This window comes from Pseudomonas azotoformans (assembly GCF_900103345.1).
Taxonomy (GTDB): Bacteria; Pseudomonadota; Gammaproteobacteria; order Pseudomonadales; family Pseudomonadaceae; genus Aquipseudomonas; species Aquipseudomonas azotoformans.
Window position 1 is genome coordinate 3,532,109 of record NZ_LT629702.1, and the last position, 16,219, is coordinate 3,548,327.

13 protein-coding genes are annotated in these 16,219 nt (G+C 59.9%); 7 read left to right on the forward strand and 6 right to left on the reverse strand.

What is annotated here, in order from left to right:
• Positions 1-186 precede the first annotated feature (186 nt).
• On the forward strand, positions 187-891 hold the full coding sequence (treR, locus tag BLR69_RS15845; protein WP_071496450.1) for a trehalose operon repressor: 705 nt from the start codon (positions 187-189) through the stop codon (positions 889-891).
• Between the two features lie 16 nt (positions 892-907).
• Here treR and BLR69_RS15850 read toward each other — a convergent pair whose 3' ends face one another.
• Together BLR69_RS15850 and BLR69_RS15855 are read right to left on the reverse strand one after the other, a co-directional pair.
• The gene (locus BLR69_RS15850) at positions 908-2,143 is read right to left on the reverse strand and encodes a type II toxin-antitoxin system HipA family toxin (protein WP_071496449.1); all 1,236 of its coding nucleotides are present in this window, start codon (positions 2,141-2,143) and stop codon (positions 908-910) included.
• Positions 2,136-2,381, reverse strand: coding sequence for a helix-turn-helix domain-containing protein (locus BLR69_RS15855; RefSeq protein WP_071496448.1), 246 nt, complete (start codon positions 2,379-2,381; stop codon positions 2,136-2,138). Before BLR69_RS15855 ends, BLR69_RS15850 begins: the two co-directional genes overlap by 8 nt.
• Before the next feature lie 213 nt (positions 2,382-2,594).
• Here BLR69_RS15855 and BLR69_RS15860 point away from each other — a divergent pair, with 213 nt between their 5' ends.
• Positions 2,595-3,461, forward strand: coding sequence for a lipase family protein (locus BLR69_RS15860; protein WP_134434978.1), 867 nt, complete (start codon positions 2,595-2,597; stop codon positions 3,459-3,461).
• A 302-nt stretch (positions 3,462-3,763) separates the two neighbouring features.
• Positions 3,764-6,052: an autotransporter family protein gene (locus BLR69_RS15865; RefSeq protein ID WP_071496446.1), complete on the forward strand. Its 2,289-nt coding sequence runs from the start codon at positions 3,764-3,766 to the stop codon at positions 6,050-6,052.
• Between the two features lie 64 nt (positions 6,053-6,116).
• Here BLR69_RS15865 and guaA read toward each other — a convergent pair whose 3' ends face one another.
• The 4 genes from guaA to BLR69_RS15890 all read right to left on the reverse strand — a co-directional run bounded on the left by guaA (position 6,117) and on the right by BLR69_RS15890 (position 10,973).
• Positions 6,117-7,694 carry a glutamine-hydrolyzing GMP synthase gene (guaA, locus tag BLR69_RS15870; RefSeq protein ID WP_058423360.1) on the reverse strand — a complete coding sequence of 526 codons (1,578 nt, stop codon included), beginning with the start codon at positions 7,692-7,694 and terminating at the stop codon, positions 6,117-6,119.
• Between the two features lie 80 nt (positions 7,695-7,774).
• Positions 7,775-9,244 (reverse strand): IMP dehydrogenase, encoded by a 1,470-nt coding sequence (guaB, locus tag BLR69_RS15875; protein WP_010207937.1) that lies wholly within the window; start codon positions 9,242-9,244, stop codon positions 7,775-7,777.
• A 251-nt stretch (positions 9,245-9,495) separates the two neighbouring features.
• Entirely contained in the window at positions 9,496-10,044 is a 549-nt protein-coding gene (locus BLR69_RS15885) for a hypothetical protein (protein ID WP_021492272.1), read from the reverse strand.
• Between the two features lie 161 nt (positions 10,045-10,205).
• On the reverse strand, positions 10,206-10,973 hold the full coding sequence (locus tag BLR69_RS15890; RefSeq protein ID WP_071496445.1) for a sulfite exporter TauE/SafE family protein: 768 nt from the start codon (positions 10,971-10,973) through the stop codon (positions 10,206-10,208).
• Positions 10,974-11,072: 99 nt separating this feature from the next.
• Between BLR69_RS15890 and BLR69_RS15895 the strand changes: the two genes are divergently transcribed.
• From BLR69_RS15895 to leuA, 4 genes are all read left to right on the forward strand, one after another.
• On the forward strand, positions 11,073-11,963 hold the full coding sequence (locus BLR69_RS15895; RefSeq protein WP_071496444.1) for a LysR family transcriptional regulator: 891 nt from the start codon (positions 11,073-11,075) through the stop codon (positions 11,961-11,963).
• Between the two features lie 10 nt (positions 11,964-11,973).
• On the forward strand, positions 11,974-13,353 hold the full coding sequence (gene xseA, locus BLR69_RS15900) for an exodeoxyribonuclease VII large subunit (RefSeq protein ID WP_071496443.1): 1,380 nt from the start codon (positions 11,974-11,976) through the stop codon (positions 13,351-13,353).
• Between the two features lie 3 nt (positions 13,354-13,356).
• Positions 13,357-14,178, forward strand: a complete 822-nt coding sequence (locus tag BLR69_RS15905) for a M23 family metallopeptidase (protein WP_071496442.1) — start codon at positions 13,357-13,359, stop codon at positions 14,176-14,178.
• Positions 14,179-14,502: 324 nt separating this feature from the next.
• Positions 14,503-16,182, forward strand: coding sequence for a 2-isopropylmalate synthase (gene leuA / locus BLR69_RS15915; protein ID WP_058423365.1), 1,680 nt, complete (start codon positions 14,503-14,505; stop codon positions 16,180-16,182).
• Positions 16,183-16,219 lie beyond the last annotated feature (37 nt).

Sequence of the window (16,219 nt, forward strand, 5' to 3'; positions counted from 1 at the left end):
AGCGAGCTTGCTCGCGAAGAACCTGAGGGCGCTGTTGGGTATCAGGCTTTCGCGTCATCGTTAACGACCTTCGCGAGCAAGCTCGCTCCTACAGAGACCCTGATTTACCAAGGGTCCAATGGACAAACCCCAGCCGGGCCACTAAGGTTCCTGCCTTGACCGCAACCCCGGCAAAGAGCCATCCCCATGAGCAAATACAACCAGATCTATACGGATCTGCTTGCCAGCATCACCACTGAACGCCTGCAACGCGGCACGCGCCTCCCCTCCGAAACCGAATTGATGGACAGCTACCAGGCCAGCCGAGGCACCGTGCGTCGGGCCATCGAGCAGTTGCAGGAGCGCGGGTTTGCGCAAAAGATCCACGGCAAGGGCACCTTCGTGTTGTCGCCCAACCCGATCGAGTTCCAACTCGGCGGCATCGTCAGCTTCCACGAAACCCACGCAGACCTGGGCGACGACGTACGCACTGAAGTAGTCGAGTTCACCCAATTCCCGCTGGAAGGCTCACTGCTGCAACACATCGAAGCCGAACCCGGCACCCTGATCACCCGTATCAAACGAGTACGGCGCATCGGCGGCAAACGGGTGATCCTCGACATCAACCACTTCGTGGCCGACGTGATCCCAGGGTTGGACCGCTCGATTGCCGAACAGTCGATCTACGCGTTTATCGAACAGTCCTTGCAACTGCAAATCGCCTACGCCCAACGCACCATCGAAGCCCTACCGCGCAGCAAGGACGACCAGACACACCTGGACCTTGAAGGTCAGAGCCATGTGATCGTGGTGAGCAACCAGACGTTTTTGCAGGACGGGCGGCAGTTCGAGTACACCGAGTCGCGGCATACGTTGGATAAGTTTTACTTTTCGGATATTGCGCGGCGGTAGACTTAAGTCGGGAAGGTCATTGCACCGCGATACTCTTGGCCAGTCCTGCCGTCCACGCCGCAGTCATCTTCTCCCCTACCACCGCGAATTCAGGGTGAGTGCTTTGATACGCTGAAAGCTCTGCCATCGCGCGGGTCATGCCGTCTTGCACGCTGGCTAGCAGTTCGTTGCAACGTGCCTCGGACAAGCCGCACGAGCTGCGCCCGAACTGGACCAGCATCTTGCGCTTGGGCCAGGCCTTCGAACCTCCGAGCAACAAGCCCATGATGTCGTTGCCGCTGTACACGGTGGTGGTCACCAGGTCGTAAGCCGGTGCCAGCCAAACGTCCGCATCCTCTGCGCAATTCTCATACAGCAAGCCGAAGTTTTTCAGGTGAGCGTCACCGTTCTGGATGCCAGCAGAAAGTGCCACCATCAAGAAGAAGTCTTCCAGCGTTCTGGTGACACGGCTGGGCGTGACAAATGACCTGATCAGCTTCGCGCATCCCTGGTAGCTTCCGTCATACTTCTTCGCGGTTCCCCATCCCGATAAAACGCACATATCCTCAAATCCGAGGTAGGCGCTTTCGCTGATGTCGAACCGTTTCACCACCAGGAATTTCCCGTGTTGGCTGAGCTGGATCTCAGGCACTTCAAGACCACAATGGAATGCGGCCCGCATGCAGAAAAATTCATTGGCCGCCAATTGCGGAAAATCAGATTCGCTGAACGCCTTCACCAGGTGAGTCGCACCTCGATGGGTGAGACGCTCAACACCGGAGTTCATGTCGTCAGCGTCGCGTACCAACACCTTGGGTTGAACACCCGACACCCCCGAGTAGGCGGCGTAGGTTTTCAGAAGGTCAACAAACAAGTCTTTGGCTCCGTCATAGACCAACAGCTCGGAAAGCTTGACCTCGGGCAGTGACTCGCCAGCCGCGTCATGAGCAACGGTGATACGCCCCAACTGATGCGGGCCTACAATGCCCAACAACGCGAAGTCATCAAAGCCGCGCACCGACTTGCTGAAGCGTCGCACAAGTTCGTCCTTGAGATGCCCCTCGGGGATGTGCATCTCGAACAAAGGGTGAACGCCATACTCCCAGTTGTAGCTTTCCAGGCGCACCGGCATGGTCAGGGAGACGGCATTCTCTTCGCTGACAGTGTCGTTATATGAGAAAACTGTATCGCGGCGGTTCTCCTCTCCCCGCCCGAGCGTTCCCGCAGGCACGCCGCCTACGCCGATATAGAGCCGCTCACGTTGACTAGTCATGGATATTCTCCGATTTCAGCTCATCAAGGGTCTTGCGCCGACGTTTGGGGATGGCCGTCAACTCATATCCCAAGCCCTCAAGAATGGCTGCGACCTTGCGAATCCCCACTTCCGGGATGGTATTGTTCTCAATCCCCGAGATGGTGGCGCGACTCATGCCATGCCGTTGTGCGAGCTGGCTTTGTGAAAGGCCAGCAGCTTTGCGCAGGCTCTTGATCAGTATTCCTAAATCATTCATATCAAAATGCATCCAATGCAATGCAAATTTGCACAATATTGCATTAATGCACCCTATACGATGCGCGGAGTTTTGAATAGTGCTTCATCCACGCGCGGCTGGTTGAGCGCTCGCGCACCAGAAATACAAACCAGCGGCCATAGCTGCCTTGATTCAGCCTGGAACCGCGCCGCCAATGCCGACGACTTCAATGCCAATGACGTGTTATGAAACATGATGAGTAGATACTTTCCCCGCCGTCGGACATTGGCCTTCTTCTACAAAGCCTGGATGGTGATGGCCAGCGCGCTTCTCATCGCCTGCCAATCGCCGCGCGAGGCTCTGCAACAACTGGCTGAGAAGCACCATCGACAATGGGAGGTCCTGCCGGGACAGCACTTTCCTCTCTTCATACTTGCTCCGCACACTGCAGAAAAGATGACTCGCCTGCGTGTCTACCTGGAAGGCGATGGTCATTCCTGGGCGACGGCCACTCAACCCAGCCTGGATCCGAGCCCGCACAATCTGTTGGTACCACGGCTGGCGATCAATGATCCGACACCAAATGCGTACCTGGCACGCCCCTGCCAGTTCGTCATGGTCGCTACCTGTCAATCGGCACTCTGGACCCATCGACGATTCTCTCAGGAAGTGGTCACAAGCCTCAGCCAGGCGCTGGATCAATTAAAACAGCGCTATGGCAACAGTGAGTTCGAACTGGTCGGGTACTCCGGTGGTGGCGCGCTCGCATTACTGTTAGCGGCACAGCGCAATGACGTTACCCAGGTGCAAACCCTTGCTGGCAATCTCAGTCCACGCCTGTGGGCGACGATGAAAGGCCTGTCGCCACTCGACGGTTCACTGGATCCGCTGGACTATCGTAGTCGACTCGCCTTGTTGCCCCAGCGTCATCTCATCGGCGAAGCAGACCTGATCGTTCCAAGTCGTTTGGCGGACAGATATCAACAGGCACTTGACTCGCCCCTCTCCGAATTCGTTCATGTACCGGGAGCAAGTCATGACAGGGGGTGGGAAGCAACATGGAGCCGATGGGATAAAACGCCATTGATGCATGAGAATCCTGAAATTAGGGGACGGTAGGACCGCTTAAAACACCGAAATACCATTCCCCCCAGTACCTGACCGACCGCGACAACAACAATGACCTAAAAGTTTCGTTTATTGCTCAATTACCCCACACAGCCGCAAAAAATAATGGCAACTTCGCATTTTTTAGATTTTTTTCGTCACTCATTCTTTTTATGATGAATTGTCCTACACGCATCGTGTAAATTCGCAGGCGCTTGAATCAGCAATTCACTGACAAGCTGGCAGGGATGCCTAAAACAGACGCTGACGCGTGGGCTGTTCCCTGTCAGTTTCTGCCCTGTAAGGATACTACCTTGAACATTTCCCACCTGCGCCGCTCGTTGTTGCCGCTGTCCGTCGCGGCTGCTACTGCGACAGCACATGCCGTACCCGCTCCCGACTTGAACCACGACCTGAGCACAGGGGCATACAGCAGCTCCGGTGGTGTATTCAATAACGCCACCTTCACCGGGATATCGCAAAACGCAGGTGTGGAACTGACCAACGTGACCCTGGCGGGCAACCTGGTCAACCAGGGCAAAATCAACCTGACGGCTGCGACCCCCACCGACTTCCCGTCCGGTATCGCCATGACCCTCAATTCCAACGTCGGTGGCGACTTGGTAAATAATGGCGACATTACGGTGAGCGGTAACGCCGTCGTCGGGCTGGACCTGTATCTGGCAAAGATCGCTGGCGGAGTGAACAACAACGGCAACATCACTGTGACAGGCGCCAATGCCGAAGGCATGCTGATCACCTCGTCCCAGGCGCGCATCAATAACTCGGGCACTATCACCGCACGTGGCATCGACTCTGTGGGTATCGACATCGAGAACGCACGCTTCACGGGTCAGATGACGAGTGGTATCTACAACAGCGGGACTATCTCCGCTGACGGGGTCGGTATCCGCTTTCGCAGTCTCGACACCTCCGGCGGTTCCGACACCCTCTCCATCAGGCAGACAGGTGGCCTGATCGAAGGTGGCACCGCTGCCATTCTGGCGGACGACAATGCCCCACGTTCGTATTTCTACTGGGAGGGTGGCCAGGTCAAGGGTGACCTGCTGGGCCTGAGTGGTGTGCTGGTGCGAGGGGACGCGCTGTTCGATGGCTCGACCATCCGCGCCAGTTACGTCGATATCGACGGTGGCCGCCTGACGCTGCTTCGCCCGCAGACCACGATTGTGGGCGACCTCGACCTGGACAGCGCCACTGCGCGCCTGCGCCTGCTGCTGGACAACAACACACTGCCCAACACGCCGATCCTGAAAGTCACCGGCAATACCTTCTTCTCTGCAGGCAGCCAGATCGAACTGCAGGCGCGCTCCGATGACTTCCGCACGTCGGCCCAGGGCACGCGCTACACCCTGATCAACTCTGGCACCTGGGAAGACCCGCAGAACCTGTCCGTGGTTTCCTCCTCGGCGCTGCTTGAGGTGAGGAACTTCGGCATCGAAGGCCAGGACGTGAAAGCACTGGTTGCCACCCGCAGTGATGAGGTGATCACGCAAGACCTGATGAGCGCTAGTGGTTCGCGCAATGCGGTGAATGCCATCAAGCCACTCAAGAACACGCTCATGGGCCAGCTGGACGAAAGCGACCCGGTATTCCAGCAATTCGCCAACGCCGCCTCCAGCGAAGAACTGGCCAAACTGGCCGAAAGCCTGACCCCCGACGTCAGCCGTGGCGCGATCAACGCAGCCACCAGCAGCCAGAACCTGGTCGCCAGTACCATCAACCGCCGCTCCAGCAAAGCGCGTAGCGGCCTGTCCTCCGGTGACGTGCTGGCCGGACAAGGCGTATGGCTGCAGGCACTGTCCAGCGATGCCAACCAGGACAGCCGCCACGGTGTCGACGGCTACGACGCGAACACCCACGGCATCGCCGTGGGCGCCGACGGCAAGCTCAACGCCGATACCACCGTGGGCCTGGCTTACAGCTACCTGACCAGCGACGTGAAAACCGACCAGGGCAACAAGACCGACGTCAGCGGCCATGCACTGACCCTGTACGGCAACTGGGCCCGTGACAACTTCTTTGTCGACACCTCGCTGATGTACGGCTGGAACGACAACGAATCCAAACGCTACATCGCCGGCACCCGCGCCAAGGCCGACTACGACAGTGAGATCTTCGGCGTCAACGCGCTGGCAGGCTACACGTTCCAGCTCGACAAACAGTGGCTGCTGGAACCACAAGTCGGTGCGCGCTATGCCAATGTATCGATTGACTCGTACCGTGAAAAAGGCAGCTCAGCCGCCCTCAACGTCGGCAGCCAGCGCTACGAAATCGGCGAAATGGGCCTGGGTGCTCGCCTGGCGGCCGCTTTTGACGTAGGCGTGGGCAGCTTTGAACCGGAAGCCAAGCTGATGGCCTGGCACGATTTCATCGGCGACAAGGCCGGCACCACCTCCACCTTCGTGCTCGGCGGCACCCCGTTCACCACCACAGGCGCAACACCGGCGCGCGACAGCTACGAGCTGGGACTGGGCGCCAACTACCGCGTGGGCGCGTGGAGCGTGGGCGGGACGTACAACTACCTGACCAGCAGCGGTTTCGACGCCGACACCTTCACTGCGAACGTACGTTACGACTTCTGATCAACGCCTTCGCCTGAAATGAAAAAACCGGCCTAGGCCGGTTTTTTCATACAGCGTTGCGGGATCATTCCCACTCAATCGTCGCCGGCGGCTTGCTCGACACGTCATACGTCACGCGCGAAATGCCTTCGATCTCATTGATGATACGGCCGCTGACAGTCTCCAGCAGTTCGTACGGCAGGTGCGCCCAGCGAGCGGTCATGAAGTCGATGGTTTCTACCGCACGCAGGGCCACGACCCACGCGTAGCGACGGCCATCGCCTACAACGCCTACGGACTTGACCGGCTGGAACACCACGAACGCCTGGCTGACTTTGTGGTACCAGTCGGCCTTGCGCAGTTCTTCGATGAAGATGTGGTCGGCGCGACGCAGCAGGTCGGCGTATTCCTTCTTCACTTCACCGAGGATGCGCACGCCCAGGCCCGGGCCTGGGAATGGGTGGCGGTAGACCATGTCGTACGGCAGGCCCAGTTCCAGGCCCAGACGACGGACTTCGTCCTTGAACAGTTCGCGCAGCGGTTCTACCAGCTTGAGGTTCATTTCCTCAGGCAGGCCACCCACGTTGTGGTGGGACTTGATCACGTGGGCCTTGCCGCTCTTGGCGCCGGCCGACTCGATCACGTCGGGGTAGATGGTGCCTTGGGCGAGGAACTTGATGTTGTCCAGTTTGTTGGACTGGGCATCGAACACGTCGATGAAGGTGCGGCCGATGATCTTGCGCTTCTTCTCCGGGTCGGACTCGCCGGCCAGGTTATTCAAGAACTGATCTTCGGCGTTGGCGCGGATCACCTTGACGCCCATGTTCTCGGCGAACATGGCCATCACCTGCTCGCCTTCGTGCAGGCGCAGCAGGCCGTTGTCGACGAACACGCAGGTCAGCTGGTCGCCGATGGCTTTGTGCAGCAGCGCGGCAACCACGGAGGAGTCAACGCCACCGGACAGGCCAAGCAAGACGTTGTCGGTGCCGACCTGGGCGCGCACCTGGGCGATGGCGTCTTCAGCAATCTTGGACGGAGTCCACAGGGCTTCACACTCGCAGATGTCGAGGATGAAGCGCGACAGGATGCGCCCGCCTTGCTTGGTGTGGGTCACTTCCGGGTGGAACTGCACGCCGTAGTAACGACGCTCGTCACTGAACATACCGGCGATCGGGCAGCTCGGGGTACTGGCCAGGATGTGGAAGTCCTGCGGCATCTTGGTGACCTTGTCACCGTGGCTCATCCACACGTCGAGGCCGAACAGGCCGTCGGCGTCGACGTGGTCTTCGATGCCGTCCAGCAAGCGGCTCTTGCCGACCACATCGACACGGGCATAACCGAATTCACGCAGCTCGGAACCTTCGACCTTGCCGCCCAGTTGCTCGGCCATGGTCTGCATGCCGTAGCAGATGCCGAAGACCGGTACGCCCAGGTCGAACACGGCTTGCGGGCAACGCGGGCTGTTGGCTTCGTGCACGGACTCGGGGCCACCGGCGAGGATGACGCCTTTCGGTGCGAATTCGCGGATCGCTTCGTCGTCCATGTCGAACGGATGCAGTTCGCAGTACACGCCGATTTCGCGCACGCGGCGGGCGATCAGCTGGGTGTACTGGGAACCGAAATCGAGGATCAGGATGCGGTGGGCGTGAATGTCGAGGGCCATGAAGTCAGTCTCGTCTAATGAATCAGAAACAACTCGGGGCTGAAGAACAGCCCCGGTTACTTAACATTTTGCTGGAAGCCTCAACCTACGCGGTAGTTTGGCGCTTCCTTGGTGATCTGCACGTCGTGGACATGGGATTCAGCCATGCCGGCGCCGGTGATCCGTACGAACTCAGGCTTGGTACGCATTTCTTCGATGTCGGCGCTGCCGGTGTAGCCCATCGAGGAACGCAGGCCGCCCATCAGTTGATGGATGATCGCGCTCAGGGTGCCTTTGTACGGCACACGGCCTTCGATGCCTTCCGGGACGAGCTTCTCGGCGCCTGCCGAGGAGTCCTGGAAGTAACGGTCGGAAGAGCCTTGCGCCTGGGACATGGCGCCCAGCGAACCCATGCCGCGGTAAGCCTTGTAGGAACGGCCCTGGAACAGTTCGATCTCGCCTGGCGCTTCTTCAGTACCGGCGAACATCGAGCCCATCATCACGCAGGAAGCGCCGGCGACGATGGCCTTGGACAGGTCACCGGAGAAACGGATGCCGCCGTCGGCGATCAACGGAACGCCGGTGCCTTCAAGGGCAGCAGCAACGTTGGCGATGGCGCTGATTTGCGGCACGCCCACACCGGCGACGATACGCGTGGTGCAGATCGAGCCAGGGCCGATACCGACCTTGACCGCATCAGCGCCCGCTTCAGCCAAGGCCTTGGCGGCAGCGCCGGTGGCGATGTTGCCGCCGATCACTTGCACTTCAGGGAAGTTCTGCTTGACCCAACGCACGCGGTCGATCACGCCTTTGGAGTGGCCGTGGGCGGTGTCGACCACTACTACGTCCACACCGGCAGCGACCAGCGCCGAAACGCGGTCGCCGGTGTCTTTACCAGTGCCGACCGCAGCGCCAACGCGCAGACGACCTTGGTCATCCTTGCTGGCCAGCGGGTAAGCCTTGGCTTTTTCGATGTCGTTGACGGTCATCATGCCTTTGAGGGCGAATTTGTCATCGACGATCAGTACGCGCTCGATGCGGTGCTTGTGCAGCAGTTCGCGCACATCGTTCTTGTCGGCGCCTTCCTTGACCGTGACCAGACGCTCTTTGGGCGTCATCACTTCACGGACGGTGACTTCAAGACGGTTCTCGAAACGCACGTCACGGGAAGTGACGATGCCGACCAGGTCGCCATCGTGCAGTACCGGAACGCCGGAGATGTTGTGCAGGCGGGTCAGGTCGAACAGGTCACGCACGGTGGCGTCGGCTTCGATGGTGATTGGATCCTTCACCACACCGGCTTCGTAACGCTTGACCTTGCGCACTTCGGCAGCTTGCTGCTCGATGGTCATGTTCTTGTGGATGATGCCGATGCCGCCTTCCTGAGCCATGGCGATGGCCAGACGGGCTTCGGTGACGGTGTCCATGGCAGCGGAAACCAGGGGAATATTCAGCTCGATGCCACGGGTTAGGCGGGTCTTGAGACTGACTTCGTTAGGAAGCACCTCGGAATAACCGGGCACTAGGAGAATGTCGTCGAATGTCAGAGCTTCTTGGCTGATACGCAGCATCGCGGGGGCTCCCGAGCGGGAAAATGGAAGCGCGCCATTATATACATGCACCCTGTCGGGCTCAATGTAAAACTCTGACAAACTTGGTAATACTGATAGATGGGTAATTTAACTGTCCCGATCGTTCCCACGCTCCGCGTGGGAACGCCGCCTTGGACGCTCCGCGTCCTGCCCCAGCGCAAGGGTGACCCGGAGCGTCACGGGATGCATTCCCACGCAGAGCGTGGGAACGATCGGATCGGACGATCGGATTAAAGCTCGACTTTGACCCAACTCATCTTCTGGTCCAGCCAATCGGCGAATTCGTCGATAAAACTCTGCTTGAACCCCGCCTCCGCCCAGTTGTTGAAGATGAATCCCAGGTTGGAAAACCCGCATTCCTGCAGGAACAGGAAGCCGTTGATGTCGTCTTCATGCCCACATAGCGGGCAGGTGAAGTTGTCGGTGTGGCCGGGCATCCAGTCTTCCAGGCTTTCGAACAGCGCTTCGCCGACTTCCTTGCGGCATTCCGGGCAACCGGCTTCTTCGAGAAAGCCCTTGGCCGGCGTGTAGATGCAGCGCTTGTAGATGATCTCCAGGCCATTGATCGGTTCGTTGAACGGCAGTGCCTCGGGGTAAAGCACCACGGCGCGGGCGCCATCGGCCAGGGCGTAGCCCATGCGGTTGCCAGTGCGGCCACAGGTGGTCAGCTCTTCCTTGATGATGTTCTTGCGCACCAGCCAGCGCACGATCGCCCGGGCACGGGGTTCGTGGACGGGCAAGGTGGAGATTTTCGGGACAAGGATGCTTTGGGAGTTCATGGGGCCTGAGAGTCCTGCGGTGTGCCGTCTGGCCTCTTCGCGAGCAAGCCCGCTCCCACATTCGACTGCATTCCAACAGATAGAATGCGGTCGAATGTGGGAGCGGGCTTGCTCGCGAAGAGGCCCTAAAGGCTGGCAGCTTAATCCCTGCCCTACTCAGGTCAAGTGCTCAAGTACCGCCCGATCAATGCAATACCGCTGGCCAGCACCAGCCAGGTCACCAGCCGCACAAATGCCTCGCGCGACATGCGCATCGTCAACCTGCGCCCACACCACAGCCCCAACGCCATCGCCGGCAGCAGGCACAGCGCCAATATCAACAACGGTAAATCAGCATACACCCCGGCCACCAGGAACAGACTGAGGCGCACCACCGTGCTGCAACTGATCAACGCACTCTGGGTGGCGCGCGCCGCGTCTTTGGACAGGCGACTGTTGAGGTAGATCGCATATAAGAAGCCACCACTGCCGAACAGCGCCCCGAACAACCCGCCCACCGTACCCATGGGTATCGACCACCCCGCCGCCAACTGCGTCGGCCGCGCCTTCACCGCCAGGCTGTAGAGCGCGTAGGCGCTGATAAACAGGCCCATCAACAACAGCAACAGGTCCGAATGCAAGTTGAGCAAAAACACTACGCCGAGTGTGCAGCCAATCGCCATGCACGGCAGCAAGCGCAGCAGCTCCAGCTTGTTCACATCGCGCCGCGATTGCAGCAGGTTGCCAAACGCCGCGACAAAATCCAGCAGCACCAGCAAAGGGATGATCTTTGACAGTGGCATAAACAGGATCAGAATCGGCCCCGCGACCAGCGCCGTACCGAAGCCAGCGATGCCAAACACGATGTAGGCCACCACCACACCCACGCCGATCACCAGCCAATCCACACCACCAAACGACCACTGACTTATCAGCTCAACCGGGCTCATGGGGTATTCCTTGTAAGAGATGGCCATCACTTTAGCCATCAGTGAGGGATGCGACTAATATCTTCAAAGCCCCCCATCTATCTCGAAAAGGCATGACGCGTGATTTCCACCCGCCAACTGCGTTACTTCGTCGAAATCGCCGACAGCGGCAGCTTCAGTGCCGCCGCCGAACGCCTGTTTGTGGCGCAGTCAGCCTTGAGCCGACAGATCAAGGAGCTGGAAACCCAGCTGCAAACCCCGCTGTTCGAACGCACCGCACGCCAACCGCGGCTTACGGCGGCGGGCGAAGCCTTCTATCCGCGAGCCCGCAACCTGCTGAGTGAACTGCTCAAGGCCAGCCAAATGGCGACACAAGTGGGCAATGGCGAACTGGGCACGCTGCGCCTGAGCCATTCGAGCACTGTGCCGATGAGCGGCCCTTTGCTGCAGGGTATCGGCGCTTGGTTGGAACGCTGCCCTGGGGTGTCGATGGATATCGTCAAACTGTCTTCAGAAGCGCAGTTGGAAGAAATTGCCGACGGTCGCCTTGAGGTCGGCGTGCTGCGCTTGCCGGTGCTGCGCCAGCGCGAGGGGGTTCGGGTGATGCCGTTGTATAGCGAGCAACTGCTGCTGGCCGTACCGCCCAACCATGCGTTAGCGCGTAGTCATGCGCCCATCGAGCTAGGGCAATTGAAGGACGAAGCGTTTATTTCAATACCCCACCCCCAGCGCGGCGGCCTGAGTTATCTATCAGCCGAGCTATGCATGCGTGCCGGATTTTTTCCCAAAGCCGCGCGAGTGATGTCGCGCAAGACCACCCAGCTGCAACTGATCCAGGCCGGCTTCGGTATTGCCTTGTTACCAAAATCCATGCAGGACATCGCCCCCGCCAACGTGCACTTTTTACCCCTGGCCGACCCGGGCTGCCTCAGCACCGTGGCCCTGGCCTGCGCACAGGCGCCGAGCGCGCTGGTGGAGCAGTTCTGTCAAACCTTGCACGAATGCCTATAAACTGCCGCCCATGATTAAAGATCCTTTTGCCCGCCTGGGCCTGGACCGCGAGGTCCTGACTGTCAGCCAGCTCAACGGCCGTGCGCGGGTGTTGCTGGAAGACGTGTTCACCAATATCTGGGTCGAAGGCGAGATCTCCAACCTCGCCCGCCCGGCCTCGGGCCATGTGTATTTCACGCTCAAGGACAGCGGCGCCCAGGTGCGTTGCGCGTTGTTCCGCAACAACGCTGCGCGGGTGCGCCAGGCGCTGAAGGATGGCCTGGCGGTGAAAGTGCGCGGCAAGGTCTCGCTGTTCGAGGGCCGGGGTGATTACCAACTGATCCTCGATACGGTGGAACCGGCCGGTGATGGGGCGTTGCGCCTGGCGTTCGATGCGCTGAAGGAAAAGCTCAGCGCCGAAGGCCTGTTCAGTGCCGAGCGCAAGGTGCCGCTGCCGGCGCACCCTCGGCGCATCGGTATTATCAGCTCGCCGACCGGCGCGGTGATTCGCGACATCATCAGTGTGTTCCGTCGCCGTGCGCCCAACATTGAACTGACCCTGATCCCCACCGCCGTGCAAGGCCGCGAAGCGATACCGCAGATCGTACGCGCGTTGAAACTCGCGGATGCCCGTGGCTTCGATGCGCTGATCCTGGCCCGTGGCGGCGGCTCGCTGGAAGACCTCTGGTGCTTCAACGAGGAAGCCGTGGCCCGTGCGGTGGACGCCTGCGTCACACCGATCGTCAGCGCCGTTGGCCATGAAACTGATGTATCGATCAGCGACTTCGTGGCCGACGTGCGCGCCCCCACCCCTTCCGCCGCTGCCGAATTGCTCGCTCCGGACGCCAGCCACCTGGTGCGCCAGGTCGAAAACCTGCACCGGCGCCTGGTGATGCTGATGCGCAACCGCCTGAGCCACGACCGCCTGCGCCTGGAAGGCATGGCCCGACGCCTGCGTCACCCCGGTGAACGCCTGCGTCAGCAAGCCCAGCGCCTGGACGACCTGGACATGCGCCTGCGCCGCGCCTTCGAGCGCAGCCTCAATACCCGCCGTGAACGCCTGATCCGCCTGGAAACGCGCCTTGCCGGTCAGCACCCGGGCCGCCAGTTGGCCCTGTTGCGCCAACGCCTGGACAGCCTCGCCGAACGCCTGCCCCGCGCCATGCGCGAAGGCCTCAAGGCACGGCGCCTGCAATTGCAAAGTCAGATGCAGACGCTGCACGTGGTCAGCCCGCTGGCGACCCTGGGCCGTGGATACAGCATCCTCTTGGATGAGCGCGGCCAGGCCATTCGCAATGCCGCGCAGACCCACACCGGCCAGCGCCTGAGCGCGCGCCTCGGTGAGGGCCAATTGCAGGTGCGGGTGGAAGACAACCACCTGACACCCGTCACCCTTTCGTTATTGGATTGATCGATGCCACGTCTCTTCAGTGTGTTGATGCTGCTGTGCCTTGCCTTTAACGCGCAGGCCGACAGCTACATTACCCGAACCCTCAAAAAGCCCGTGCCTGGCGGGGTTGCCGTGGTCGAACTCGGCCCTTCCGCTGCCGCCCCCAAAGCCACGTACCTGGGCAAGCCGGTACTGGTGGTGAAAGAAGCGGACACCTGGCTGGCGATTGTCGGTATTCCGTTGACGGTCAAGCCTGGCAATGAGCGCATCAGCAGCGGCGGGCGCAACCTGCCGTTTATCGTCGGCTACAAAAAGTACCCGGAACAGCGCATCACCCTAAAAAACAAAAGCCAGGTAAACCCTGACCCGGCGCAGCTCAAGCGCATCGAAGGCGAATTGGCAGTGCAGCTCAAGGCCTACCGCAGTTTCAGCCCTAACCTACCGAGCAACCTGGTGCTGGATAAACCGGTAAACGGACCACTGTCGAGCAAGTTCGGCGTGCGGCGTTTCTTCAACGGTGAAGAGCGCAATCCCCATTCGGGCCTGGACTTCGCCGTGCCGGCCGGTACGCCGATCAAGACGCCGGCAAACGGCAAAGTGATCCTGGTGGGCAACTACTTCTTCAACGGCAACACGGTATTCGTCGACCACGGCCAGGGCTTTATCAGCATGTTCTGCCACATGTCGAAGATCGACGTGAAAGTGGGCGATCAACTCACGCGCGGCGCGGTGGTGGGCAAGGTCGGTTCGACTGGCCGTGCGACCGGCCCGCACATGCACTGGAACGTCAGCCTGAACGATGCGCGGGTCGACCCGGCGATCTTTATCGGCGCGTTCCAACCCTGAAACACTGGATTGCGCGCTCGATAATGGGCGCGCAATTATATCCAGATATTAAATCATCTTCAGGCATAAGATCTCGTTTCATACGCCGTTAGAAGAACTTCTATCAATTTTTAGCGACTGCTTGCCATCTTTCACCCCGACGGTTAGGGTTGAGCTTATGAAAACCTCTCATACCCTCATTCAGCTCCGCCAGCACCGCAGCCTGTGCCTCGTCAGCGCACGACTGCCAGGCTGAATCGATCTGCCTCGTCTTTACGTTTTATCCCTAAAAACAGTTCTACGGCAGGCCGCCTTTTCTCGGCCCCTACAACAAAGGATTTCCCGATGAGCATGCTCAAAGACCCGTCTTCGAAGTACCGCGCGTTCCCGACCATCGATATCCCGGACCGCACCTGGCCATCGAAGACCATCACCGAAGCGCCGATCTGGTGCAGCTCCGACCTGCGTGATGGCAACCAGTCGCTGATCGAGCCGATGGACGCAGTGAAAAAGCTGCGCTTCTGGAAGACCCTGGTCGCCGTCGGCGTGAAGGAAATCGAAGCTTCGTTCCCGGCCGCCTCGCAAACCGACTTCGACTTCGTGCGCACCCTGATCGAAGACGGCCACATCCCCGAGGACACCACCATCCAGGTGCTGACCCAGGGCCGTGAAGACTTGATCGCACGCACCTTCGAATCCCTGCGCGGTGCCAAGAAAGCCATCGTGCACCTGTACAACGCCACGTCGCCGTCCTTCCGCCGCATCGTGTTCAACCAGGACAAGGAAGGTATCAAGGCCATCGCGGTCAACGCCGCCAAGCTGTTCGTCAAATACGCCGCCCAGCAGCCGGAAACCCAGTGGACCTTCGAATACTCCCCGGAGACCTTCAGCGCTACTGAGCTGGAGTTTGCCAAGGAGGTGTGTGACGCGGTGATCGAGGTGTGGAACCCGACGCCCGAGCACAAGATGATCCTCAACCTGCCGGCTACCGTGGAATGCGCCACGCCGAACATCTATGCCGACCAGATCGAATGGTTCGGTCGCCATATCAATCGCCGTGACAGCGTGATCATCAGCCTGCACACCCACAACGACCGTGGCACCGGCGTGGCCGCCACCGAGCTGGGCCTGATGGCTGGCGCGGACCGTGTCGAAGGCTGCCTGTTCGGCAACGGCGAGCGCACCGGCAACGTCGACCTGGTCACCGTGGCACTGAACATGTACACCCAGGGCCTCGACCCACAGCTGGATTTCTCCGACATCGATGGCGTGCGCAAAGTCGTCGAAGAGTGCAACCAGATCCAGGTTCACCCGCGTCACCCGTACGTGGGTGACCTGGTGCACACCGCGTTCTCCGGTTCGCACCAGGATGCAATCCGCAAGGGTTTCGCCCAGCAGAAAGACGATGCGCTGTGGGAAGTGCCGTACTTGCCGATCGACCCGGCCGATATTGGTCGCAGCTACGAGGCGGTGATTCGCGTGAACAGCCAGTCGGGCAAAGGCGGCATCGCCTACCTGCTGGAGCAGGAATACGACATCAGCTTGCCACGTCGCATGCAGATCGAGTTCAGCCAGGTGGTACAGGCCGAAACCGACCGCGTCGGCCTGGAGATGACTGCACCGCAGATCTACGCCTTGCTGCAGCGTGAATACCTGCAAGCCAACACCCCGTACGCCCTGGTCAGCCATCGCCTGCAGGAAGAGAACGGCAACAGTTTTGTCGAGGTGGAAGTCGCGGGCAAGGGCCAGGGCGAAACCAACCTGCACTGGAAAGGCAAAGGCAACGGCGCCCTGGAAGCGTTGGTGGCCGGCTTGCCGATTGGCGTGGAGATCATGGACTACAACGAACATGCAATCGGTGCGGGCACCAACGCCAAGGCGGCGGCCTACATCGAACTGCGTGTGAACGGCGAGCGTCCGGTGCATGGTGTGGGGATTGATGAAAACATCACCACAGCGAGCTTCAAGGCGCTGTTCAGTGCGCTGAACCGTTCGTTGAGCCAGCAGGAAGCGAAAGCAGCGTAAGCAGTCTGCTTAAAATGTGAAAGGCCCCTGGATATGA